The organism is Streptomyces sp. NPDC046909 (genome assembly GCF_040644695.1).
Classification (GTDB): domain Bacteria; phylum Actinomycetota; class Actinomycetes; order Streptomycetales; family Streptomycetaceae; genus Streptomyces.
In genome coordinates this window covers 54,190-77,650 of the sequence record NZ_JBEYXC010000031.1, presented here as the reverse complement: position 1 = coordinate 77,650, position 23,461 = coordinate 54,190, and the positions used below count along the sequence as shown (strand labels likewise).

17 protein-coding genes are annotated in these 23,461 nt (G+C 70.8%); 12 read left to right on the top strand and 5 right to left on the bottom strand.

Annotated features, from left to right (window positions below):
- Nucleotides 1-174: 174 nt before the first annotated feature.
- Nucleotides 175-954: a transcriptional repressor LexA gene (gene lexA / locus ABZ928_RS51430; protein ID WP_059198553.1), complete on the bottom strand. Its 780-nt coding sequence runs from the start codon at nt 952-954 to the stop codon at nt 175-177.
- Between the two features lie 563 nt (nt 955-1,517).
- Here lexA and nrdR point away from each other — a divergent pair.
- Together nrdR and ABZ928_RS51420 are read left to right on the top strand one after the other, a co-directional pair.
- Nucleotides 1,518-2,066, top strand: a complete 549-nt coding sequence (gene nrdR / locus ABZ928_RS51425; RefSeq protein WP_361536401.1) for a transcriptional regulator NrdR — start codon at nt 1,518-1,520, stop codon at nt 2,064-2,066.
- A gap of 164 nt (nt 2,067-2,230) precedes the next feature.
- Nucleotides 2,231-5,125, top strand: coding sequence for a vitamin B12-dependent ribonucleotide reductase (locus ABZ928_RS51420; protein ID WP_361536400.1), 2,895 nt, complete (start codon nt 2,231-2,233; stop codon nt 5,123-5,125).
- Nucleotides 5,126-5,206: 81 nt separating this feature from the next.
- Here ABZ928_RS51420 and ABZ928_RS51415 read toward each other — a convergent pair whose 3' ends face one another.
- The gene (locus tag ABZ928_RS51415; RefSeq protein WP_361536399.1) at nt 5,207-5,740 is read right to left on the bottom strand and encodes a TerD family protein; all 534 of its coding nucleotides are present in this window, start codon (nt 5,738-5,740) and stop codon (nt 5,207-5,209) included.
- Nucleotides 5,741-5,887: 147 nt separating this feature from the next.
- Here ABZ928_RS51415 and ABZ928_RS51410 point away from each other — a divergent pair, with 147 nt between their 5' ends.
- The 3 genes from ABZ928_RS51410 to ABZ928_RS51400 all read left to right on the top strand — a co-directional run bounded on the left by ABZ928_RS51410 (nt 5,888) and on the right by ABZ928_RS51400 (nt 8,189).
- The gene (locus ABZ928_RS51410) at nt 5,888-6,493 is read left to right on the top strand and encodes a YdbC family protein (protein ID WP_361536397.1); all 606 of its coding nucleotides are present in this window, start codon (nt 5,888-5,890) and stop codon (nt 6,491-6,493) included.
- Between the two features lie 118 nt (nt 6,494-6,611).
- The gene (locus ABZ928_RS51405; protein ID WP_361536395.1) at nt 6,612-7,271 is read left to right on the top strand and encodes a histidine phosphatase family protein; all 660 of its coding nucleotides are present in this window, start codon (nt 6,612-6,614) and stop codon (nt 7,269-7,271) included.
- A gap of 12 nt (nt 7,272-7,283) precedes the next feature.
- Nucleotides 7,284-8,189: an ADP-ribosylglycohydrolase family protein gene (locus ABZ928_RS51400; RefSeq protein ID WP_361536393.1), complete on the top strand. Its 906-nt coding sequence runs from the start codon at nt 7,284-7,286 to the stop codon at nt 8,187-8,189.
- Nucleotides 8,190-8,516: 327 nt separating this feature from the next.
- Here the strand turns inward: ABZ928_RS51400 and ABZ928_RS51395 are convergent, their stop codons facing one another.
- Entirely contained in the window at nt 8,517-10,064 is a 1,548-nt protein-coding gene (locus ABZ928_RS51395) for an MFS transporter (RefSeq protein ID WP_361536391.1), read from the bottom strand.
- A gap of 187 nt (nt 10,065-10,251) precedes the next feature.
- Between ABZ928_RS51395 and ABZ928_RS51390 the strand changes: the two genes are divergently transcribed.
- From ABZ928_RS51390 to ABZ928_RS51380, 3 genes are all read left to right on the top strand, one after another.
- On the top strand, nt 10,252-10,875 hold the full coding sequence (locus ABZ928_RS51390) for a TetR/AcrR family transcriptional regulator (protein WP_361536389.1): 624 nt from the start codon (nt 10,252-10,254) through the stop codon (nt 10,873-10,875).
- An 82-nt stretch (nt 10,876-10,957) separates the two neighbouring features.
- Nucleotides 10,958-11,659 carry a ribonuclease HII gene (locus tag ABZ928_RS51385; RefSeq protein ID WP_361536387.1) on the top strand — a complete coding sequence of 234 codons (702 nt, stop codon included), beginning with the start codon at nt 10,958-10,960 and terminating at the stop codon, nt 11,657-11,659.
- Between the two features lie 67 nt (nt 11,660-11,726).
- Nucleotides 11,727-12,362, top strand: coding sequence for a hypothetical protein (locus ABZ928_RS51380; RefSeq protein ID WP_361536385.1), 636 nt, complete (start codon nt 11,727-11,729; stop codon nt 12,360-12,362).
- 432 nt (nt 12,363-12,794) lie between these two features.
- Here ABZ928_RS51380 and ABZ928_RS51375 read toward each other — a convergent pair whose 3' ends face one another.
- Both ABZ928_RS51375 and ABZ928_RS51370 read right to left on the bottom strand, forming a co-directional pair.
- Nucleotides 12,795-13,430, bottom strand: a complete 636-nt coding sequence (locus ABZ928_RS51375) for a hypothetical protein (protein WP_361536383.1) — start codon at nt 13,428-13,430, stop codon at nt 12,795-12,797.
- A 314-nt stretch (nt 13,431-13,744) separates the two neighbouring features.
- Nucleotides 13,745-15,910, bottom strand: coding sequence for a RecQ family ATP-dependent DNA helicase (locus tag ABZ928_RS51370; protein WP_361536381.1), 2,166 nt, complete (start codon nt 15,908-15,910; stop codon nt 13,745-13,747).
- A 142-nt stretch (nt 15,911-16,052) separates the two neighbouring features.
- Between ABZ928_RS51370 and ABZ928_RS51365 the strand changes: the two genes are divergently transcribed.
- The 4 genes from ABZ928_RS51365 (at nt 16,053) to ABZ928_RS51350 (ending at nt 23,456) form a co-directional block, all read left to right on the top strand.
- Nucleotides 16,053-17,618 carry a DUF4192 domain-containing protein gene (locus tag ABZ928_RS51365; RefSeq protein WP_361536379.1) on the top strand — a complete coding sequence of 522 codons (1,566 nt, stop codon included), beginning with the start codon at nt 16,053-16,055 and terminating at the stop codon, nt 17,616-17,618.
- Nucleotides 17,619-18,445: 827 nt separating this feature from the next.
- Complete coding sequence (locus ABZ928_RS51360) at nt 18,446-20,356, top strand: glycogen debranching N-terminal domain-containing protein (protein WP_361536377.1); 1,911 nt, start codon at nt 18,446-18,448, stop codon at nt 20,354-20,356.
- A 131-nt stretch (nt 20,357-20,487) separates the two neighbouring features.
- Complete coding sequence (locus tag ABZ928_RS51355; protein ID WP_059198565.1) at nt 20,488-21,246, top strand: NUDIX hydrolase; 759 nt, start codon at nt 20,488-20,490, stop codon at nt 21,244-21,246.
- A 173-nt stretch (nt 21,247-21,419) separates the two neighbouring features.
- Nucleotides 21,420-23,456 carry an ATP-binding cassette domain-containing protein gene (locus ABZ928_RS51350; protein ID WP_361536374.1) on the top strand — a complete coding sequence of 679 codons (2,037 nt, stop codon included), beginning with the start codon at nt 21,420-21,422 and terminating at the stop codon, nt 23,454-23,456.
- The last annotated feature ends 5 nt before the right edge of the window (nt 23,457-23,461 follow it).

Sequence of the window (23,461 nt, the reverse complement as noted above, 5' to 3'; positions counted from 1 at the left end):
GCCTGACCTGCGCAGGTCAGGCTCGCCCCCACACGCCTTGCGGGACACGGCTGCCGCCCTTGGAGGACGTCACTGCCGCGAGCATCCCGCACAGCACTGGGCCCCGGAACCGGCGCAGGGGTCCCGGGGCCCGGTCAGAGGGCGAACCTTCGAAGGGTCCGCCCGCCGCAGCCGTCACACGCGGCGCAGCACCGCCACCACCTTGCCGAGGATGGTCGCGTCGTCGCCGGGGATCGGCTCGTACGCGGCGTTGTGCGGGAGGAGCCAGACATGGCCGTCCTCGCGCTTGAAGCGCTTGACGGTGGCTTCGCCGTCGAGCATCGCGGCGACGATGTCGCCGTTCTCGGCGACGGGCTGGCGGCGGACCGTGACCCAGTCGCCGTCGCAGATCGCGGCCTCGATCATCGAGTCGCCGACGACCTTCAGCACGAACAGCTCACCGTCGCCGACGAGCTGGCGAGGGAGAGGGAAGACGTCCTCGACGGACTCCTCCGCGAGGATCGGGCCACCGGCGGCGATACGGCCGACGAGCGGGACGTACGACGCGGCGGGCTTGCCGGCGGTGTCGGTGGGCTGCACGGAGGCGGCCTGGTCGGAGCCGCGCACCTCGTACGCGCGCGGGCGGTGCGGGTCACGGCGCAGGAAGCCCTTGCGTTCCAGTGCCATGAGCTGGTGTGCGACCGAGGAGGTGCTGGAGAGGCCGACCGCCTGTCCGATCTCCCGCATCGACGGCGGGTAGCCGCGACGCTGCACGGAGTCCCGGATGACCTCGATCACCCGGCGCTGCCGGTCGGTGAGTCCGGAGCTGTCCGCCCGGATTCCTGGAGGTCGGCCCGGCAGGGAGCGCTTGTGCCCCTCGGGATTCACGGCTTCGTTCATCGCATGCACCGGCTCGAGTCGGCCCTGGGAGCGGTCCTGGGCAGTGATGGTGGCACTGTCTGCGGTGGTGGTCACGTCGGCCCCTCTCGATGGTCTCCCTGCTGGACAACGGTAGTTGCTTTCGAAAGGTTGCGCCAAACACACGTTCGAGTGAAAAATCGCGTATCGCCTGACGCGATCGTGTGTCTGGGTGTATGGCTGACGCGGCGCCTAGCGGACAAAAGAGCCCATTGCTGTACTCTTCACCGCCGGATGACGACCTCGTGGGTTGTCGCCCCAGTCTGCCATCCGGTGTCCGGCGGACAGGGGCTGGGCCCTCATCTGCGCGGGAGTCCCACGTCCCCTCCCTGTGGCGCCCACGGTATCTCCGCATGCCGTGCAGCGGTACGTCTGTGCACGAGCACTCTCGGTGTGGCGGCCTGGTCGTGCGGCACATGCCAATACGGGCGCGACACGCGCGTACGGCGTGTTTGCAGAGCCGATCCCTACATCTAGTGCTTGGATTGCTACAGCAGCCCAGAAGTTGTGGTCCCCCGGGTCTTCGAGGCCCCGGTCATCGCCTATGCTTGGGGCTGCTTCGAGGGGCCCATGAGGTCCAGCGAGGCTATTGATGCTGCTGTGAGGAGGGTTGGGAGTTCATGCACTGCCCCTTCTGCAGGCACCCCGACAGCCGCGTCGTCGACAGTCGTACGACCGACGACGGCACGTCGATCCGCAGGCGCCGCCAGTGTCCGGACTGCTCCCGTCGTTTCACGACCGTGGAGACGTGTTCGCTCATGGTGGTCAAGCGGTCCGGAGTCACCGAGCCTTTCAGCCGTACCAAGGTCATCAACGGTGTGCGCAAGGCATGCCAGGGACGGCCTGTCACTGAAGACGCGCTCGCCCAACTCGGCCAACGGGTCGAGGAGGCGGTGCGGGCCACCGGAAGCGCCGAGCTGACCACCCATGACGTGGGGCTGGCCATACTCGGCCCGTTGCAGGAGCTCGACCTGGTCGCCTATCTGCGATTCGCCTCCGTCTACCGGGCGTTCGACTCGCTCGACGACTTCGAGGCGGCCATCGCGGAGCTCAGGCAACCGGCGGGACACCCCGTCGCGGACGACGAAGACGCGGAATCGGGGAGCCAGGGAGAACGCGGGTCGGGAGAGGCCGTACAGGTCCCCGAGCCCGCACGCGCCGCCGACTGATCGGCGGGCCGGACCCGGTCGGAGACACCGGGGCCGGCCGGACGGCGGCGATCGAAGACCTGTTGCGGGCGGTAGCGAGTGGGTGCCCGCAACACCAGACAGAACACCGTGCCACGGGAACATCGGGGCACTTCAGGGCGTTTTAGCCCGTACAGGGAGGCGGCATGACAGAGACGGCGAGCGGTCCGGCACGAGGTTCCCGAGCCAAGGGCACCAAGACGGCCAAGGGCCTGCGTATCGAGCGCATCCACACCACCCCCGGCGTGCACCCGTACGACGAGGTCCAGTGGGAGCGCCGTGACGTCGTCATGACCAACTGGCGCGACGGCTCGGTCAACTTCGAGCAGCGTGGCGTCGAGTTCCCCGACTTCTGGTCGGTGAACGCGGTCAACATCGTCACCAGCAAGTACTTCCGCGGTGCCGTGGGCACCCCGCAGCGCGAGACCGGCCTCAAGCAGCTGATCGACCGCATTGTGAAGACGTATCGGAAGGCCGGCGAGGACTACAAGTACTTCGCCTCGCCCGCCGACGCCGAGATCTTCGAGCACGAGCTGGCGTACGCCCTCCTGCACCAGATCTTCAGCTTCAACAGCCCTGTGTGGTTCAACGTCGGTACGCCCCAGCCGCAACAGGTGTCCGCCTGCTTCATCCTGGCCGTCGACGACTCCATGGAGTCGATCCTCGACTGGTACAAGGAAGAAGGCATGATCTTCAAGGGCGGCTCCGGCGCCGGCCTGAACCTCTCCCGGATCCGCTCCTCCAAGGAGCTGCTGTCGTCCGGCGGCAACGCCTCCGGTCCGGTCTCCTTCATGCGCGGTGCCGACGCCTCGGCAGGAACGATCAAGTCGGGTGGCGCCACGCGGCGTGCCGCCAAGATGGTCATCCTCGACGTCGACCACCCCGACATCGAGGACTTCATCGAGACCAAGGTGAAGGAAGAGGAGAAGATCCGCGCCCTGCGTGACGCGGGCTTCGACATGGACCTGGGCGGCGACGACATCACGTCCGTCCAGTACCAGAACGCCAACAACTCGGTCCGGGTGAACGACACGTTCATGAAGGCCGTCGAGACGGGCGGCAAGTTCGGCCTGACGTCCCGCATGACCGGCGAGGTCATCGAAGAGGTCGACGCCAAGGCGCTGTTCCGCAAGATGGCCGAGGCCGCCTGGGCCTGCGCCGACCCGGGCATCCAGTACGACGACACCATCAACCACTGGCACACCTGCCCGGAGTCCGGCCGTATCAACGGCTCGAACCCCTGCAGCGAGTACATGCACCTGGACAACACGTCCTGCAACCTGGCCTCGCTGAACCTGATGAAGTTCCTGAAGGACGACGGCAAGGGCAAGCAGTCCTTCGACGTCGAGCGCTTCGCCCAGGTCGTCGAGCTCGTCATCACCGCGATGGACATCTCCATCTGCTTCGCGGACTTCCCGACGCAGAAGATCGGTGAGAACACGCGCGCGTTCCGCCAGCTCGGCATCGGCTACGCCAACCTCGGTGCCCTGCTGATGGCGACCGGCCACGCGTACGACTCGGACGGCGGCCGCGCCCTCGCCGGGTCCATCACCTCCCTGATGACCGGCACGTCGTACAAGCGTTCCGCCGAACTCGCCGCGGTCGTCGGCCCGTACGACGGTTACGCCCGCAACGCGCAGCCGCACCTGCGGGTCATGAAGCAGCACGCGGACGAGAACACCAAGGCCGTCCGCATGGACGACCTGGACACGCCGATCTGGGCCGCCGCCACGGAGGCCTGGCAGGACGTGCTGCGGCTCGGTGAGAAGAACGGTTTCCGTAACTCCCAGGCGTCCGTCATCGCCCCGACCGGCACCATCGGTCTCGCGATGTCCTGCGACACCACCGGTCTTGAGCCCGACCTCGCCCTGGTCAAGTTCAAGAAGCTGGTCGGCGGCGGCTCGATGCAGATCGTCAACGGCACCGTCCCGCAGGCTCTGCGCCGCCTGGGCTACCAGGAGGAGCAGATCGAGGCGATCGTCGCCCACATCGCCGAGAACGGCAATGTCGTCGACGCCCCGGGCCTCAAGCACGAGCACTACGAGGTCTTCGACTGCGCCATGGGCGAGCGTTCCATCTCCGCGATGGGCCACGTCCGCATGATGGCCGCGATCCAGCCCTGGATCTCCGGCGCGCTCTCCAAGACGGTCAACATGCCGGAGTCGGCGACCGTCGAGGAGGTCGAGGAGATCTACTTCGAGGCCTGGAAGATGGGCGTCAAGGCGCTCGCCATCTACCGCGACAACTGCAAGGTCGGCCAGCCCCTCTCCGCCAAGACCAAGGAGAAGGAGAAGGCCGAGGTCACCGCCAAGGCCGAGGCGACCATCCGCGAGACGGTCGAGAAGGTCGTCGAGTACCGCCCGGTCCGCAAGCGCCTCCCCAAGGGCCGTCCCGGCATCACGACGTCCTTCACGGTCGGTGGCGCCGAGGGGTACATGACCGCCAACTCCTACCCGGACGACGGTCTCGGCGAGGTCTTCCTGAAGATGTCGAAGCAGGGCTCGACCCTCGCGGGCATGATGGACGCCTTCTCCATCGCGGTCTCCGTGGGCCTCCAGTACGGTGTGCCGCTGGAGACGTACGTCTCGAAGTTCACGAACATGCGCTTCGAGCCGGCGGGCATGACGGACGACCCCGATGTCCGTATGGCGCAGTCGATCGTCGACTACATCTTCCGCCGCCTGGCGCTCGACTTCCTGCCCTTCGAGACGCGTTCGGCGCTCGGCATCCACTCCGCCGAGGAACGTCAGCGCCACCTGGAGACCGGTTCGTACGAGCCGTCCGAGGACGAGGTCGACGTCGAGGGCCTGGCCCAGTCGGCGCCGCGCGCCCAGGAGCTGAAGGCCGTCGCCACCCCGAAGATCGAGGTCGAGGCGGTCAAGCCCGCCCCGAAGCAGGCCCACACCAGCGCCGAGCTGGTGGAGATGCAGCTGGGCATCCAGGCCGACGCCCCGCTCTGCTTCTCCTGCGGTACGAAGATGCAGCGGGCCGGTTCCTGCTACATCTGCGAGGGCTGCGGCTCGACCAGCGGTTGCAGCTGACCTGGGACGTATGACCCAGTGAGGGGCGGTGGGGCCGGTTCCGGTCCCACCGCCCCTTGCCGTTGCTGATCCGGCCGTCGATCAGGGCTGGTGCGCCTTGCCCATGACCCTCGTGAACGTCGCCGGGTCGTCCTCGAAGCCGTGGAGGCCGGCGTGGAACTCCCATGCGCCGGAGCCGTCCCGGACGAACTCCCCGGCCGTCGCCGCCGTGGCGCCGAGGACCGCGCCGAAGTCCTCCTCGGTAAGGACGTTGTAGCCCTCACGGATGCGCAGCGCGGGGTTGCTCACGCCGACGAACGTCCGGTCCTGGGAGCGCTGCTGGATCACGACACCGACGACCACGCGCGCGTACCGGCTGTCCAGCCGGTCCAGCTCCAGCGTCATGACCTCGTCCCAGCCGAAGCCCTTGCCGTCCTTGCTGTCCCGGTTGAGGGTGATGGTGCCGTCGGGGGAGCGGCTGTCGAAGTGCACCACATAGGCGGGCTCGCCGTACGGATCGGCCGCGGTATAGGTCGCCGCGACGATGTCGAGATCGGTGGGCGCGCTCCCCACCGGACTCGGGTCCCACTTCAACGAGACCTCGACCTTGCGGATCCCCTTGTTGAGCGCGTTCACCAGGCTTCCCCTTCCCCGTATCCCGTGGTCCGAACTGCCATGCAGCCAGAGCCGGTTGTCCATCCTGCCACGCGCGCGTACCGCTCGCGGGAGAGATCTCCGCCGGAGCGTGACCGGCGCCACGCTGCGTGGCCTTACGATGGCGCGGTGCTGGTCAAGTGGATTCGCTGCACCGTGGTGGACCGCCGCGGCTTCGAGCGGGGGCAGCGGAAATGGGCGGGGCTTCTGGGGGAGCCGGGGTTTCGGGGACAGGGCGGAGGCTGGAGCCGGGGGCGGCCCGGAGTGGCGCACGTCTTCTCCTTCTGGGAGAGCCGGTCTTTCTACGACTCCTTCATGGCCCGTTCCCATGACCGGCTCGCGTCCACACAGTCGGGCACGTTCAAGGACGCGCAGGTCAAGCTCTTCGACTACCGCTTCGATGTGAAGACCGGATTCGAGCCGCGCTTCACGGACACCGACCTGGTGCGCGTCGCCCACTGCCGTGTCCACGAGGAGCGCGCCGAGCACTTCACGCTGATGCAGGAGAAGGTCTGGAACCCGGCGATGGCCGGTTCGCCCGGCATGATCCGCGGCCTGTTCGGCGAGGCGCCGGGTCACGAGTTCCTGGTGCTCTCGATGTGGCAGTCGGCCGCCGAACACGGCAAGTACCGCACGGAACGGATCGAGCGGCTCGCCCTGCGGGCCCAGACGGAGGCGGACGTGGCCTCCTTGACGGGCGACATCGTGGAGCTGGAACCGAGCTGGACGGTGTGAGAACCGGACTGTGAATCGTGTGCCCTGGTGTGGCTCACGGTGCAGGAAATGTGTGACCTACGCCGTATGGAGGCCGTACGGGTGCTCGATGAGCCGTCACCCGATCTAGGGTTTTGGCATGGCACGACCACGGCGCATCGTCCTTGTCCGGCACGGCGAGTCAACGGGCAATGTTGATGACACCGTGTATGAACGCGAGCCAGACCACGCGCTGGCGCTGACCGAGCGGGGCTGGCAGCAGGCCGAGGAGACGGGCAAACGGCTGCGCGAGGTGTTCGGGCGCGAGCGGATCAGCGTGTACGTCTCCCCGTACCGCCGCACACATGAGACGTTCCGCGCCTTCCACCTCGACCCCGAGCTGGTACGCGTGCGTGAGGAGCCCCGGCTGCGCGAGCAGGACTGGGGGAACTGGCAGGACCGGGACGACGTACGCCTTCAGAAGGCCTACCGGGACGCGTACGGCCACTTCTTCTACCGGTTCGCCCAGGGGGAGTCCGGGGCCGACGTGTACGACCGGGTCGGCGGTTTCCTGGAGAGCCTGTACCGCAGCTTCGAGGCCCCCGACCATCCGCCGAACGTCCTGCTGGTGACCCATGGCCTCGCCATGCGCCTGTTCTGCATGCGCTGGTTCCACTGGACCGTCGCGGAATTCGAGTCCCTGTCGAACCCGGGGAACGCGGAGATGCGGATGCTCGTTCTCGGAGACGACGGCCGGTACGTGCTTGACCGGCCCTTCGACCGCTGGCGTGACCCGGAGCCCTACGGGATCACCGGATAGAGTGGCAGGGCGATGACCGCTGACTCCTCTCCCGACGGGCGCCTGGACCGCGCCCTGTCCAGCCTGCGCGGACTCGCGGTGGGGGACGCGCTGGGCTCGCAGTTCTTCGTGCCGGTGAACTATCCGCTGCTGAAGCGCCGCGAGCTTCCGTCCGAGCCCTGGCAGTGGACCGACGACACCGAGATGGCCTGCTCCGTGGTGGCCGTGCTGGCCGCCCACCGCCGGATCGACCAGGACGCCCTGGCGCACTCCTTCGCCCACCACCACGACTTCGACCGCGGTTACGGCCCCGCCGTCAACCGTCTGCTGAGGCTGGTCAGGGAGGGCGGCGACTGGCGCGAGCTCGCTGCCGCGCTCTTCAACGGCCAGGGGTCCTGGGGCAACGGCGCCGCGATGCGGATCGCCCCCCTGGGGGCCTGGTACGCGGACGATCCGGAGCAGGCGGTCCACCAGGCCGAGATCTCGGCCTACCCGACGCATCAGCACCGCGAGGCCGTGGTGGGCGCCATGGCCGTCGCCGCGGCGGCCTCGCTGGCCGCGGCGCCCGGCGGACCGCCCAGCCCCGAGTCGCTCCTCGACGGAGTCGTCGCACTCGTGCCGAAGAGCGCCGTCGGCGCGGGCCTGCGCCGCGCCCGGGACATGCTCGACTACGACGACGCGGGCACCGTCGCGGCCGTACTGGGCTGCGGACGGCGGACGACCGCCCACGACACGGTGCCTTTCGCCCTCTGGTCGGCCGCGCGGTCCCTCGGGGACTACGAGGAGGCGTTCTGGTCGACCGCCCAGGTGGGCGGCGACGTCGACACGACCTGCGCCATCGTGGGCGGTGTGATCGCCTCCGGGAAGGCAGGGACGCCGCCCGCCGAGTGGGTGGAGCGGACCGAGGCACTGCCGGAGTGGCTGTCGGCCGCAGCCTGAGAGCTCCCGCCGACCACCCGCAGGAAACTCTCCGTGCATGTCGGGAACTCTGCGTGACCGTGCGCTCGTTGTCGTGGCAATCGCTGTGTGACCCCTGGGGCGCACAGGCGGCTGACGGGCGAGGGGCGCAGGGGGGCGGTCATGGGGTTCATGCCGGTGTTGTTGATCCTGCCTGCCATGGCGGCCGGAGTGCGTGCTCTACGGCGTCTCGCCGCCCGTCTCTCGTCGCGAGCCGCGCGCGGAGTGCGGATGACCGGGCCGTCGTCCTCGCCGTCGGTCTTCAGGACGAGGTCCGGCCATCCGCCGTTCTGTGCGTGTGCGCCCTGCTCAGCCGATGCCGGGGCCCGCCGTGCCCGCGAGGGCCTCCAGGTCGCTCTTGCGGACCCGGATGACGAACCAGGCGGTGGCCAGGGCGAGTACGGCCATCGAGGCCGCGGCGACGAAGCCCGTCGAGATGCCCTGGGTGAGCACCTCATGCCCCCAGGGGGCGGGCAGTTCATGGGTCTTGGCGAACTCCGCCTTCTGCTCCGGCGAGGCGTCGGCCATGAACTGCGGCAGCTGCTTCTCCGCCTCGTCCTTGCTGGCCGAGCCGAACACCGTGGTCAGGATGGACAGTCCGAGCGATCCGCCCACCTGTTGGGTGGCGTTGAGCAGTCCGGATGCCGCACCCGCCTCGTGCTGGGAGACTCCGGAGACGGCGGTGATCGTCAGCGTGACGAAGTTCAGGCCCATGCCGAAGCCGAAGACCAGCATCGGGCCCAGCACTCCGCCGGCGTACGAGCTGTCGGAGCTGATGAGGGTCTGCCAGAACAGGCCGATCACGGAGAGCGCCGAGCCGACGATCATGAACGGCTTGGGTCCGAACACGGGCAGGAACCGCTGCGACAGGCCCGCGCCGAGGGCGATCACCACCGTCACCGGCAGGAAGGCGAGACCCGCCTCGATCGGGGTGTACCCCAGCACGTTCTGCACGAAGAGCACGATGTAGAAGAACATGCCGAACATCGCCGCGGCCAGGCTCAGCATGATCACGTAGGTGCCCGAGCGGTTGCGGTCGGCGAACATCTTCAGCGGAGTGATCGGCTCCTTCGCCCGGGTCTCGATGAACGCGAAGGACAGGAGCAGCACGATCGCGGCGCCGAAGGAGCCGATCGTCAGGCTGTCCCGCCACCCCTCGTCGGCCGCGCGGATGAAGCCGTAGACGAGGGACGCCATGCCCGCCGTCGAGGTCAGTGCGCCCGCGATGTCGAAGCGGCCGGTGTGCCGTTCGGACTCGCTGATGTACAGCGGGGTGAGAACGGCGATGAGGACACCGATCGGCACGTTGACGAAGAGCACCCAGCGCCAGTCGAGCCACTCGGTGAGCATGCCGCCCGCGAGCAGTCCGATCGCGCCGCCGCCCGCGGAGACCGCGGCGAAGACTCCGAAGGCCCGGTTCCGTTCCGGGCCTTCGGGGAACGTGGTGGTGATGAGGGCGAGCGAGGTGGGCGAGGCGATCGCGCCCCCCACACCCTGGAGCACGCGCGCGGCCAGCAACTGCCAGGGCTCCTGGGCGAGACCGCCGAGCAGCGAGGCGAAGGTGAAGAGCAGGATGCCGGCGGTGAAGACCCGACGCCGACCGAGGATGTCCCCGGCCCGGCCGCCCAGGAGCAGCAGCCCGCCGAAGGTGAGGGTGTAGGCGCTGACGACCCAGGTGAGGTCGGTGGTGCTGAATTTGAGAGCGTCTTGAATGTGCGGGAGCGCGATGTTCACAATCGTCGCGTCGAGGACCACCATGAGTTGGCAGGCCGCGATGACGGCGAGCGCGATGCCGGGATGCCCCTCCCGGCGAGCCGCACCTGGCTTCTGATCCTTGATCAACTGAGAGGTTGTCACTATGGGTCCCCCATAAGTGCCTTAGTGAACGCTCGCGTTCACTGTCGCGACAACCGTAGTGAGTCCCCCATAGTGAACGCAAGCGTTCACTTAAGTTCTCGTCGCGCGGCGTGTCCCCCCGTCGTCGCCGCGCGTCGGCCCCGTATCCCCGAAAACCCCGCTTCCTCTGCTCGATGGAGACACTCAGATGGTTACCTCGCGCTGGACGGCCGCCCCCGCTCAGGCGGCCTCCCTCCGTCGGCGCGGCGCCGTGCTCGAACGCGCGATCCTCGACGCCGCGCTGGAGCAGCTCAGTACGGTCGGCTGGAAGGGCCTCACGATGGAGGGCGTCGCCGCCGGCGCCCAGACCGGCAAGGCCGCGGTCTACCGGCGCTGGCCCTCCAAGGAGGATCTCGTCGCGGACGCGCTGCAGGCCGGACTGCCGATCATCGAGACGGCACCGGATCTGGGCAGCGTGCGCGAGGACCTCCTCGAACTGTGCCGGCAGGCGCGTGAGGCGATGTACTCGCGCCCCGGTTTCGCGCTCCGAGCCGTGATTCACGAATGCGACCCCATGCAGGCGGAACGCTTCCACAGCGTGATCTTCGACGGGGTCGTCGAGCCGACGATCAGGCTGCTCCATGAGGTCATCACCCGCGGGATCGAACGGAATGAGGTCCGCCCGGACGCTGCGAACAGCTATGTCTTCGACGCCATCCCGGCCATGATGATGTACCGCTCAAAGGTGTGCGGAAGCGAATGGGGGGACCGGGATCTCGAGGAGATGATCGACCAGTTGATGGTTCCCCTGCTGCGGGTCGCCGGTGGCTGAACACGGGTTGCGGCGGTCGTGACGCCACTCGGGGAAACCGGGGTGTCGCGGAGTGATCCAAGCGGCGTAGGCTAAGGGCGCCATGCCGTACGAACCACCCACCCACACCGTCGAGCGCTCCCTCCGCGCCACGACCGGAGCGAAGGTCATTGCCGGTGTCGACGAGGTCGGGCGCGGCGCGTGGGCCGGCCCCGTCACAGTCTGCGCGGCGGTCACCGGACTGCGTCGACCCCCCGAAGGCCTCACCGACTCCAAGCTGCTCACCGTCAAACGGCGTACCGTGCTCGACGAGGAGCTTCGCAAGTGGGTGACGTCGTACGCCCTGGGGCACGCGTCCCCGGAGGAGATCGACGATCTGGGCATGACGGCCGCGCTGCGACTCGCGGCGGTTCGCGCCCTGGAGGCCCTGCCGGTCCGCCCCGAGGCAGTGATCCTCGACGGCAAGCACGACTACCTCGGCATCCCGTGGCAGGTCCGCACCGTCATCAAGGGCGACCGCTCGTGCGTGGCCGTCGCGGCCGCCTCGGTGATCGCCAAGGTTCACCGCGACAAAATGATGGCCGAACTGGGTATCGACCATGCAGACTTCGGTTTTGCGGACAATGCCGGGTATCCGTCACCCGTGCACAAGGCCGCATTGGAGGAGCGGGGACCCACCCCGTACCACCGGATGTCGTGGGCGTATCTTGATGCGCTGCCGCAGTGGCGGCATCTCAAGAAGGCCCGCACCTGGGCGGACGGACGCGTTCCGGAGATCGAGGGCCAGCTCGGATTCGATTTCTGACCGTTCCGCTCGCACTCATGTGCCACCCGCCGGCGCGAGCCGCACCAACGTTTGATAAAAGTCAGCCATGCCTCTCATTCCCGAGGAGCCTCAGATTCACGAGAGTGCCCAGGGTCCCCGCGCCACTTCGGCCAGCGGCCGTACCGCGCCGACCCCCCGTCCCGTACCCGGCCCCCGGCCCGCGGCGCATCCGCGCCCTGGCCGTCCCGGCCCCCTCCGGCCCACGCCTCCGGTGCAGCGAGCTCCGCATGACGTGGCCGCCAAGCCCGTACCGTCGGGCCCCGCTGCGCACGCCGCCGCTCCGGCTCCGGCGTCCCCGCAGATCCAGCTGATCCCGGCCTCCGCGGACGGTGCGCTCGACGCCGCCGAGGAAGCCGTGGACCTGCTTCTGGAGTCGGGCCGCGCCCCTGGCGACGTACTGGTCGTCACCACCGGCGAACAGCACCCGTGGGCCGCCCACGAGCTGTCCTTCGGTGAAGCCTCCTACTGGGCGCAGCATGACGCCGGTGACGACGTCTTCTACGCCGACGCCACCGCCGTGGGCCGTGCCGCCACCCGCCCCGTGGTCGTGGTCGCCGTCAACGGCGGGTCCGACTCCGCCGCGGCCACCGTGCTGCCTCTGGCGCACGGCCGGGCCGGTGCCCTGCTGATCGTCTGCGGCGACCCGCAGCAGATCAACTCCGTGCTGGGCGCGGGTGTCTGAGCTCCTTCCGGCACGTCCGGGGGGACACAGGGGGTGAAGAAGGTGCCGCCGCGGCGGCACCTGCACGGTGGAGGGTTTGCCGTGCACGGATGACCGGGGGACGGTCCGTGCGCGCTTGCCCTCGCCCTCATTCGCTCTCGGATCCGGTTCCAACCGGTGGAGAGCTTCGTCGTCGGCACGCACTGCGGGATCTGGGCGGTGACCGCTCGGTGAGCGGGCGGCCTTCGGGTTTCCTCACGCACGCCTGCCGCGGGCCGAACGGGGCGGCTGTGCCGATGTGTTCGGCCCGAGGTCCGGAGCGATCCGTGGGCCTTGTCGGCCGGACCGCTCCGTCCGCTTGTCTCTGGGCCGATCTCCCGACTCCTGGCCTGACGGGCCGATCGCCCGACTTCTTGGTCCTGAGGGGCCGGGCTCTTACCGGAGGGGCTTCCTTCAGCGGGCTGCCGCGCGGCGCAGGACCTCGGAGGCGGCACCGCCGGTGCGGGGCAGCGGAGGCGGTGCCTCGGACAGGGCGAAAGGTTCCGGCGTCGAGTCGGAGCTGGGGCGACGGCCGCCACGGCCCTCGCCGAGAACCTGCCAGCCGTCCCGGGTCAGTGTGATGTACGCGCCGCAGCGCAGCCCGTGCAGGGTGCAGGCGTCCCGGAGGCCCCACATCCACGCACCGTCCTCTTCCGTCCAACGCGCGTCGCCGTCACGGCAGTAGAGCAGCACGGCGGTGCGCACCGGAGTGCGGCGCCGCAGATCGTGCGGGATGACCCGGCGCAGCTGGGCGAGCAGCGTGTTGCGGAACATCCAGCCGTCGGCCGGCGCCGGGCGCCGGGTGAACGACGCGCTCGCGCGCAGCCGCTCGTCCGGATCGAGAACGGCCACGATCGCGGTCGCCGGCTTCGGGCGGTGGCGGGAGTGCAGCCCGCTCACGACTTCACGGGGGTTGCGCAGCAGGGGGATTCCGGCTGCGGCCCACTCCGCGGGTTCGAGCATGCGGGTCAGCGGGTTGGCGGATGCGGCGGACAGGTCGGCAGACGTCGACGTGGATGCCGCGGAGGACGGAGCGAATCCGAAGGTCACGGTCCTCCCTTCGGCTACGCGCCCACACTGCGGGCGAGGTCGGATTCGGGGGAGCGCGCACCGCAGCAGAGCCCTACCGGACCACGGAGAAGCCGTGCGGGGAGCGGACTCCAATTCTTCCTGTCGAACTGGGTTGCGGCAACGAGCAATTGGGGCCACCGACCGAAATCTGGCGGTGTGTGGTTTATATCCCTACCCGGTGAATCGCCGTGCGACGCCTGGGGATGTCGATGCACCCCACGAAGGTGGGAACACCCCAGGTGCCGGGCTGCATCATCCTGTCGCCTGAACCAGTTCCCCGCGACGCGCTGTCATCACCCCTGCACAGCCAGCACCAGCGGCAACACCCCCTGCGCACCGGCCCGTCGGAGCATCCGGGCCGCGACCGCGAGAGTCCATCCCGTCTCGGTGAAGTCGTCCACGAGGAGGACGGGACCCCCGGCCTCGGCGAGCGCGGAAGCCAGGGCGGGCGGTACCGCGAGTGCCCCGTCGAGGACCTTGAGTCGCTGAGCGCTGTTGCTCCGGGAGAGCGGGGCCGCCTCGCCCGCGTACTCCACCGAACCCAGCAGCGGCAGCCGGCCGACCTCCGCGATGTGCGCCCCCAGGGAGTTGATGAGTCGCGGCCGACTGCGGGAGGGGAGGGTGACGACGCCGACGGGCCGTGCCTGGGCGTCCGCCGTCCCCGACGCCCAGCCGCCCGGACCCCTCGCCCAGTCCGCCAGCACGCCCACCACGGCTTTGGCGACGTCATCAGGCACCGGACCATCCGGCGCCTGCGTGGCGAACATCGGCCGCAGCCTGTTGCCCCATCCGATGTCGGACAGCCGGCCCAACGCCCGCCCCGGCGCGGTCTGTTCACCGGCCGGAATGCGCCCCTTGAGCTCGACTCCGATCGCCGGCAGTCCCGTCGGCCACATGCGGCGCGGTTCGACCTCGACGCCCGCCCGGCCCAGATCGACGCGCGCCGCGTCCAGTGCGGTCGCCGAGGTGTCCGCCGTGAAGCGCGCGCCCGCGCAGTTGTCACAGCGGCCGCAGGGCTTGGCCCCCTCGTCGTCCAGCTGACGCTGCAAGAACTCCATACGGCAGCCCGTCGTCGACGCGTAGTCCCGCATCGCCTGCTGTTCGGCCTTGCGCTGCCGGGCCACCCAGGCATAACGGTCGCCGTCGTACGTCCACGGTTCCCCCGTCGCGATCCAGCCGCCCTTCACCCGCTGGACGGCCCCGTCCACGTCGAGGACCTTGAGCATGGTCTCCAGCCGGGAACGGCGCAGCTCCACCAGGGGCTCCAGCGCGGGCAGCGACATGGGACCGGACGCGCGCGTGAGGACGTCCAGCGTGCGGCGTACGAGCTCTTCCGAAGGGAAGGCCAGCGAGGCGAAGTACTCCCAGATCGCCTCGTCCTCCCGCCCCGGCAGGAGGAGCACCTCGGCGTGCTCGACACCGCGCCCCGCGCGCCCCACCTGCTGGTAGTAGGCGATGGGAGAGGAGGGCGAGCCCAGGTGGACCACGAAACCGAGGTCGGGCTTGTCGAACCCCATGCCCAGCGCGGAGGTGGCGACCAGGGCCTTGACCCGGTTGCCGAGCAGGTCGTCCTCGGCCTGCTGGCGGTCGGCGTTCTCCGTCTTGCCCGTGTACGAGGCGACGGTGTGGCCCCGCTGCCGCAGGAACGCGGTGACCTCCTCGGCGGCGGCCACGGTGAGCGTGTAGATGATGCCGGAGCCCGGCAGCTGGTCCAGATGGTCGGCCAGCCAGGCCATCCGGTGCGCGGCGTCCGGCAGCGGAAGGACGGCCATGCTCAGGCTCTCCCTGTCCAGCGGGCCGCGCAGGACGAGGGCGTCCGAGGTGCCTCCGGTGCCGAGCTGCTCCGCCACGTCGGCGGTCACGCGCGCGTTGGCGGTGGCGGTCGTCGCGAGCACCGGGACGCCCGGCGGGAGGTCGGCGAGCATGGTGCGCAGCCGCCGGTAGTCGGGGCGGAAGTCGTGGCCCCAGTCGGAGATGCAGTGCGCCTCGTCCACCACGAGAAGCCCGGTGGCGGCGGCCAGCTTGGGCAGCACCTGGTCGCGGAAGTCCGGGTTGTTCAGCCGCTCGGGACTGACCAGCAGAACATCGACCTCACCCGCCGCGATCTCGGCCTGAACCGTGTCCCACTCCTCCGTGTTGGAGGAGTTGATGGTGCGCGCGCGGATGCCCGCCCGGGCCGCCGCGTCGACCTGGTTGCGCATCAGCGCGAGAAGCGGGGAGACGATCACGGTGGGGCCGCTGCCTCTGGAGCGCAGCAGCGACGTCGCCACGAAGTACACCGCGGACTTGCCCCAGCCCGTGCGCTGGACGACGAGGGCCCGCCGTCCGTCGGCCACCAGCGCCTCGATCGCCCGCCACTGGTCCTCACGCAGCCGGGCCGTGCCGGTGGTGTCCCCGACGAGACGGGCGAGGACCGCGTTGGCGGCCGCCCGGAGATCCGCGTTGCTCGTGTGCTCCATGCGTCCATACAACAGGACGGCACTGACAATCCGGGCCCGGTGAGGTCGGGAGGGTGGGGCGGCATGCCGGTACTGACGTGTCCCTGACCTTAGTTATCCACAGGGCAAAGCGGAACTTCATGATCCGCGAGATCGTCTGCGCATGACGAATCACAGCGAAACGACTGGATCCCCTGAAAACGGCGAAACGGCGGGAAGCGGACCTCGCAAAGGCCGAGGCGCGCAGGGTCAGGGACGGGGGAAGACCCAGGACCAGGGCCTGGGGCGAACGGAGAGCCTCGACTGCACCGCGTACGAGGGCCACAGCGACCAGCAGGTGACGCTCCGCACTCCGGCCGAACTGGCGGACGCGCTGCCGTATCTGCTCGGCTACCGCCCAGAGGACAGCATCGTCCTGGTCGCCCTCCACGACCAGGAAGGGCGCGGCCGGTTCGGGGGCCGGGCCCGGCTCGGCATCCCCGCGAGCCCCGACGACTGGCCCGATGTGGCACGGCAGTTGGCCCGAGGACTGGTCACGGGCAGCGAGCGCAGGGGAGCCCGGCCCGAGCAGATGGTCGCCTACCTCTGCCAGGAGCCGGGGAAGGGCGAATCCGGCAGGCAGGTGATGGAACGGCTCCGGGCGCTCGCCCAGAGGTTGCGAGTCGAGTGCGGGAGCCTCGATGTACCGGTGATCGAGGCACTGTGCATTTCCGACGGCCGCTTCTGGTCGTACTGCTGCGTGAGCGAGGCGTGCTGCCCGCCCGAGGGCAAGGCGATGGGCCTGCCCGGCACCTCCGTACTGGCGGCCGCCGCCACCTACGCCGGTCTCCAGGTGCGCGGCACCCTCCGGGAGCTGCGGGGCAGGCTGCTGCCCTGGGAGAACGCCACCGCCCTGGCCCAGGAGATCGCCCTGGACACCGGCAGCATGGCGATCGTCCCGAGGATTCTCGACGGGGCGAGCCGTGCCGGCGTGGCCGCGGAGACGCTGGAGCTGGCGAGGCAGATCATGCGGCGCTTCGCCCAGGCACCGCCCGTGTCCGGCACCCTCACCGCGGATCTGCGCGACGACCAACTGCTCGACCACGACGAGGCCGCGACGCTCATTCTCGGCCTCCAGGACCGTACGACCCGTGACCGCGCGGCCGAGTGGATGGAAGGCGACGAGGCCGGGTACGCCCTGCGCCTCTGGCGGGCCTTGGCACGTCGCTGTGTCGGGCCGTACGGCGAACACGCCGCGGCGCCCCTCACCCTCGCCGGCTGGGTCGCCTGGTCCACCGGCGACGAACTGGAGGCCAGGGAGGCCTTGGCGATGGCGCTCGGCGCGGACCCCGGGTACCTCTTCGCGCGGCTGCTGCACCAGGCCTGCAACGAGGGCTTGGACCCGGAATCGATCCGCCGGTGTCTGCGGGCGGAGCGCGTGGACCGGGAGCCATCGGGATCCGTCGGTGCCGCCGAGGAATCCGTGGCGGGCGACGATCCGGTGCCCTGCACGATCCCGGCACCGGCCCCGGCATCGACAGCACCGGCCCCGGCATCGGCCTCGGGGCGTCGGCGCCGGACGCGTTCCGCTGACGCCGCTGTCGCGAGCGCGGAGGGACAGGGGGCGAGCGGCTCCCGTCCGCGCACGTCGTCACCGGGGAGCAGGCGTCCCGACTCCGGCGCGCGCGTGAACCGTACGCGGAAGGGGAGTGCGCGCAGCAGGGCCGGTGACGCCGAGGGGGACGCATGAGGAGGCGAGGCTGGTTCAGTGCGCGACTTCACGCGTTGAAGGGACGACGATCCAGGAGCCCTGGTGGTCCTGACCCAAGGGGCCCTGGCGGCCCGGGTCCAGGGGGCTCTGGTGGGTTGGACCCAGGCCGCCATTCGGTCGGCTCGGCCGGTTGCGGGCGTGACCCCGAGCAGTTCTGTTCCGTTCACCTGAGTGGCGGAACGCCTGGACGGGGTGTGCCGTCGCACCGCCCAGCCGTTCAGGATCCCGCCCCGCAGCCGCCGCACACGCCCGAGGCGCACAGAGCGCAGAGGAAGCCGCCCATGTATCAGCCGACTCCGCCCTCCGCCGCCGACAACCGCTCCACCGCGTCCCGGCCCACGACACGCGACGGACTGCCAGGGAGTCGGGACGACGCTTCCACGTCCCCGGGCCGGGAGGGGCGTCCGCCTGCGGCAGCGGAGGAGACCGCCCTCTCTGACGGGCTGCCGACGCCCGAGGCCACGCGCTCAAGTCCAACGCGCGACCAGGGGCTACCGTCCGTATGGGTGACGGAGGTGGCCGGCCGTTTCGAGGGGGCGCCCTCCGCATGGGCTACGGATTCAGCCAGTCGTTCCGAGCGGTCGGCGGGGCATGGCCCTTCCCCCGCCCCGCCGAACAATCGACCACGTCGCTCGGGACCACCCACTGGAGAAGGGTTGTCGCCCCCACCGTCCACGGGCCGCGTTCCCACAGCACCCAGGCCCGCGACCCCGCCAGACAGATCGGCTCCCCCCTCGCACGGCGCCCCACTCCCCCCACCCCGCCGCTCCGTCGACCTGCCGCCCTCCCACACCGCGCTGATCTGCGTGGCCCTCCCGGGCCTCGCCATCTCCACGGAGCAGGGGCAGTTGACCGGACAGGGGCTGGAGGGGTTCTACCGGGCGGGCCGGCGTGTGCTGTCCCGTTGCCAGGTCCGGGTGGCCGGGCGGGAGCCGCTCGGGGTCCAGGCGCGGATGACGGCGGCCGACAGCGCCCGTTTCGTGGGCACCCTCCGCACCTCCACGCACGCGGGCCCGGACCCGGATGTCGTCGTCGAGCGCGTCCGGCACGCGGACGGCACGGAACGGATCACCCTGCACAGCGCGGCCCTCCGCCCGCTGCGACTGCCGGTCGAGGTGGCCCTCGGCACGGACCTGGCCGACCTCGGAGTGATCGCGAGCGGCACGCCCGGACCCGAACTGACCGCCAGCGTCCACGACTCCGGGCTGCGCTGGTCCTCTCCCCTCGGCAACTCGTCGGTCACGGCCGACCCTCCGCCCGCCGACGCGCTGGCCTCGGCCGGACTGCTGCGCTGGGAGTTCGTCCTGCCCCCAGGAGGCAGTACGAGCGTGGAACTGCGGGTCCGCCCGGACGGCGCGGGTCCGGTCCGGGCCGTGGGCAGGGCGGCGACGAGCCCCCTGGCTCCCGCACGGGCGGCGGGCGACGACCCCAGGGCCCAGGAGCTCCTGCGGACGAGCATCGAGGATCTTCAGGGCCTCTTACTGCGCGACCCCGCACATCCGACTGACACGCACCTGGGTGCCGGAGCGCCCTGGCGTTGCGGCCTGGCCCCGGCCGAGGCGCTCGTCGCCGCCCGGATGACGCTGCCCCTCGGTACCCGGCTCGCCGCAGGCACCCTGCGGACCCTGGCCCGTACCCAACTCCCGGGCGCGGGACGGCAGTCCGGCATGATTCCCGGCCCTCGACGCGACGCGGGCCCGCATCTGCCACCGAGCTGCACCGGCACGGAAGCCACGCTGCTCTTCCCGGTGCTCCTCGCGGAGGCCCGCCGCTGGGGGCTTCCCGATGCCGAGACGGAGGAACTGCTGCCCGCGGCCGAGCGCTGTCTGACCTGGCTGCGGACCGCCGTCGAGGACACCCCGTATCTGGGCGACCCGCAGCCCGCCGGTCCGGCCCGCTGCGAGACGCAGGCCCACGCCCATCGCGCCGCGCTGCTCGGCGCCGACCTCCTCGACGCCTGCGGCAGACCGGGCGGAGCCGGACTGCGGCAATGGGCGCAGGAAGCGCGGACCGCGTTCCGGGAGGACTTCTGGATCGACGACCTGGGCGGCGGGCGGCCCGCGGCTGCCCGCGCTCCCGACGGCCGTCCCGTCCCGCACCTGGGCACGGCAGCCGTCCACCTCCTCGACACCGGCCTGCTGGGCGGCGGCGAGCGGGCACCCGGGCTGCTCGACAAGGTGCAGACCGAACAGCTCGCCCGGCTGCTCGGCGGACCCGCCATGGACTCGGGCTGGGGCCTGCGTGGCATGGGCGCCAAGGAAGCGGGATACAACCCTTTCGGCCACCGAGGGGGAGCCGTGCGCACCCAGGAGACGGCGATCGCCGTCGCGGGGCTGGCCGCCGCCGGTTACGAGAAGGAGGCGGCATCGCTGCTGCGCGGCACGCTCGCGGCGGGCGAGGCCTTCGGGCACCGGCTGCCCGAGATGTACGCGGGGGAGCAGCGCACGGACGGGAGCGCTCCCGTCCCGCATCCGGCGGCGTGCCGACCGGCCGCCACCGCGGCGGCGGCCGGCGTACTGCTGCTGACCACGCTCGCCGGGATCCGCCCCGACGCCCCCGCCGGGACGGTCACCCTGCGCCCCATGCGCAGCGCACCGCTCGGCGAGCTCGTCCTGACCGGGCTGCGAGTCGCCGGCGCCCCCTTCTCCGTGCGGGTCAGCCGGCTCGGCCTCGCCATGGTCGAGGAGGCCGCCGACGGGCTGCAGCTGGGAGCGTGACCTCGTACGACGAGCCACCGCACGACGGCCGGGAGCACATGGTGAGACCTGTACCGGACCGCAGTGGATCAGCCACCGTTGCGACCGACGAAGGGAGTGTTTATCGTCAGGCAGACGACTATGATCGCCGCATGCCCTACGACCCGTCAGCCTTTCCGCCCTTCGCCGTCACCGTGGACTTGGTCGTGCTGACCGTGCGCCGCCATGCCCTGTGCGCGCTGGCGGTGCGCAGGGGTGAACCGCCGTTCCAGGGACGCTGGGCGCTCCCCGGCGGGTTCGTACGGGCCGACGAGGACCTGTCCCAGGCCGCCGCCCGCGAACTGGCCGAGGAGACCGGGCTGCGCGCCCACGAACCGGCCGCCCCGGCACAGGACAACGGTGCCCATCTGGAGCAGCTCGCGACGTACGGCGATCCCAAGAGAGACCCCCGGATGCGCGTCGTCAGCGTCGCGCACCTCGCGCTCGCCCCCGACCTGCCCGCGCCCCGGGCGGGCGGTGACGCCAGCAACGCGCGCTGGGCGCCGGTCGAGGAACTGCTGCAACAGGGCGGATACGGGCGCGACGGCGAACCGGTGGCGCCGCTCGCCTTCGACCACGCCCAGATCCTGTCCGACGGGGTGGAGCGCGCGCGTTCCAAGATCGAGTACTCGTCGCTGGCCACGGCGTTCTGCCCCACCGAGTTCACCGTCGGCGAGCTGCGCCGCGTCTATGAAGCGGTGTGGGGCGTGGCGCTGGACCCGCGCAACTTCCATCGCAAGGTGACCGGCACGCCGGGCTTCCTGGTGCCCACCGGAGGTACGACCACCCGCCAGGGCGGCCGCCCCGCGCAGCTCTTCCGGGCCGGCGGCGCCACGCTGCTCAACCCGCCGATGCTGCGGCCCGAAGTGTGACGGTCACTCAATCTCCCTGGACGTGCCCCGAGATGTGATGCCGCTCCCCGGAACGCGGGCGGACGGGACATGAGCAGCGGAGGCGAACACGGGTCCGTCCGGGCCGACTGCCGCCCGCCGAACGGGCCTTGCGGTGCCCGAAAAAACGGACATAGCGCGCTATCTTGCTTCGGGTGATCCAGGCCTTCGGACTGACCAGCAACCCCCGCAAGGAGCTTCCGCCCGCCGTCGACGACGTCTCCTTCGAGGCACACGCGGGCCGCGTCACCGCGCTGCTCGGCGCGCCGGGGGCGGGCAAGACGACGGCACTCAGACTCCTGCTCGAACTCCAACAGGGCCGCGGGGTCGCCTACTTCAGAGGCCGCCCGCTGCATCGGATCGCCCATCCGGCGCGTGAAGTCGGCGTGCTCCTCGGCGATGTCCCGGGCCACCCGGCCCGTACCGTCCGCGGCCATCTGCGCATGCTGTGCGCCGCTGCGGGCGTTTCGGTGCGCCGGGCCGACGAAGTGCTCGAAGTCGTCGGACTCGTGAGTCTGCGCGAGGAGCGCCTCGGCACCCTCTCGCGCGGCATGGACCGCCGCCTCGGCCTGGCCTGCGCCCTGCTGTCCGACCCGCACACGCTCGTCCTCGACGACCCGGCCGACGGACTCTCCGCCCGCGAGAGCCGCTGGTTGTACGGCATGCTGCGCGCCCACGCCGGGCAGGGCGGCACGGTCCTGATCACCACGGCCGACCCCAAGGAGGCCGCCCGTACCGCGGACCGGGTCGTCACGCTGGAGGAGGGCAGACTCGTCGCCGACCAGGAGGCCGCCGACTTCTCCCGCACCCGGCTGCGCCCCCGCGTCGCCGTCCGCACCCCGCACGCCGGCCGCCTCGCCGCCCTGCTCACCAAGGAGGCCCGCACGGCACAGCGCTCCGTCGAGGTCGTACGGGAGGGCGGCAACCGCCTCTCCGTGTACGGCAGTACCTGCGCCGACGTCGGCGAGACGGCCTTCCGCCACGGCATCCTCGTACACCAACTCGCGGACGAGATCGGCGACATGGGGCCGGGAGCGCGGGAGGCGGCGGAGGAACCGTGCACCACAGGCGCACTGCACGGGGCCAGTACGGCAGTGCGGGCTACGCCCGGGGGCCTGGACACCGATGGCGGTCCAGAGGCGCAGGCGGACCCGTCCCGTCCATGCGACGCTGACGCCGGGCCGCAAGCCGACGCAGCGCAGCAGCCGGGCCTTGGCCATGGGAGTGCACTCGAAGCGCACCCCGAGGGCTCGGACCTCCCTGTCCGTGGTTCGGGTGCAGCACAGCGACCCGCCGAGTCCGCGGTCCCCACCCCCACCCCTGCCCCCGCCAATCAACCCCTCGCGAGGAACCCCCGCCCCGCGCGAGCCGTCACGCTCGACGCCCTCCCCGAGCTTCCGCCCCCCATCTCCGTCCGCCCCGCTCCCAGCCCCCTGCGCCCGCTGCGGTATGAGCTGCGGCGTGCCGCCGGCATCGGGACCGGGTTTCTCACGGGGGCCGCCGTGCTCGTCGTCTCCGCCCTGACCGCCGTACTCCTCGCCCGCGTCGGGCACACCCCGCAGCACCGTCTGCTGGCCGCGTGGCCGCGGGATCTGCCGCTGCCGCCCGCTGCGCTCGGCGCGGGGCTGCTCGGGGCGCTCGCCTTCGGTGAGGAGTTCCGCCACCCCGCCCTGGCGGCGGACCGCGGTACCGTGCCCCGCCGACTGGGGCTGCTCGCGGCCAAACTCGTCGTCGCCGCGGCCACCGCGCTGCTGCTGGCGTTCCTGACGGTGGGCTGTGACGCCGAAGTGCTCTATCTCCTCTACGGACGGGAGCTCGCGCAAGTTCCCGCCGACTGGCTTCCGGTGAGCGCGAGTTGGATCGCACTCGTGGTCGGGTGCGCCTGGGCCGGCGTGCTGGCGGCCGGCGTCTTCCGGTCCACCACGGCCGGGCTCGCGGCGGTGGTCGCCGTGCCCGTCGTCGTCGTACCCCTCGTACAAAAGGCCTTGGAGGGACCGGCTGTGCGGACGGCGGCCGGATTCCCGATGCGGCTGCGTGAGGTGTTCCTCCTGCAGTGGCCGTTCGGTGGAGAGCGCTATCTGGCGGCCGCGGCGCGCATGATCGCTCAACCCGTGGGTGGAGCGCTGACGTTGTCGTTGATGGCCCTGCTCTGCGCATATCTGCTCACGACCCTGCGAAGCAGGGTCCGATGACGACC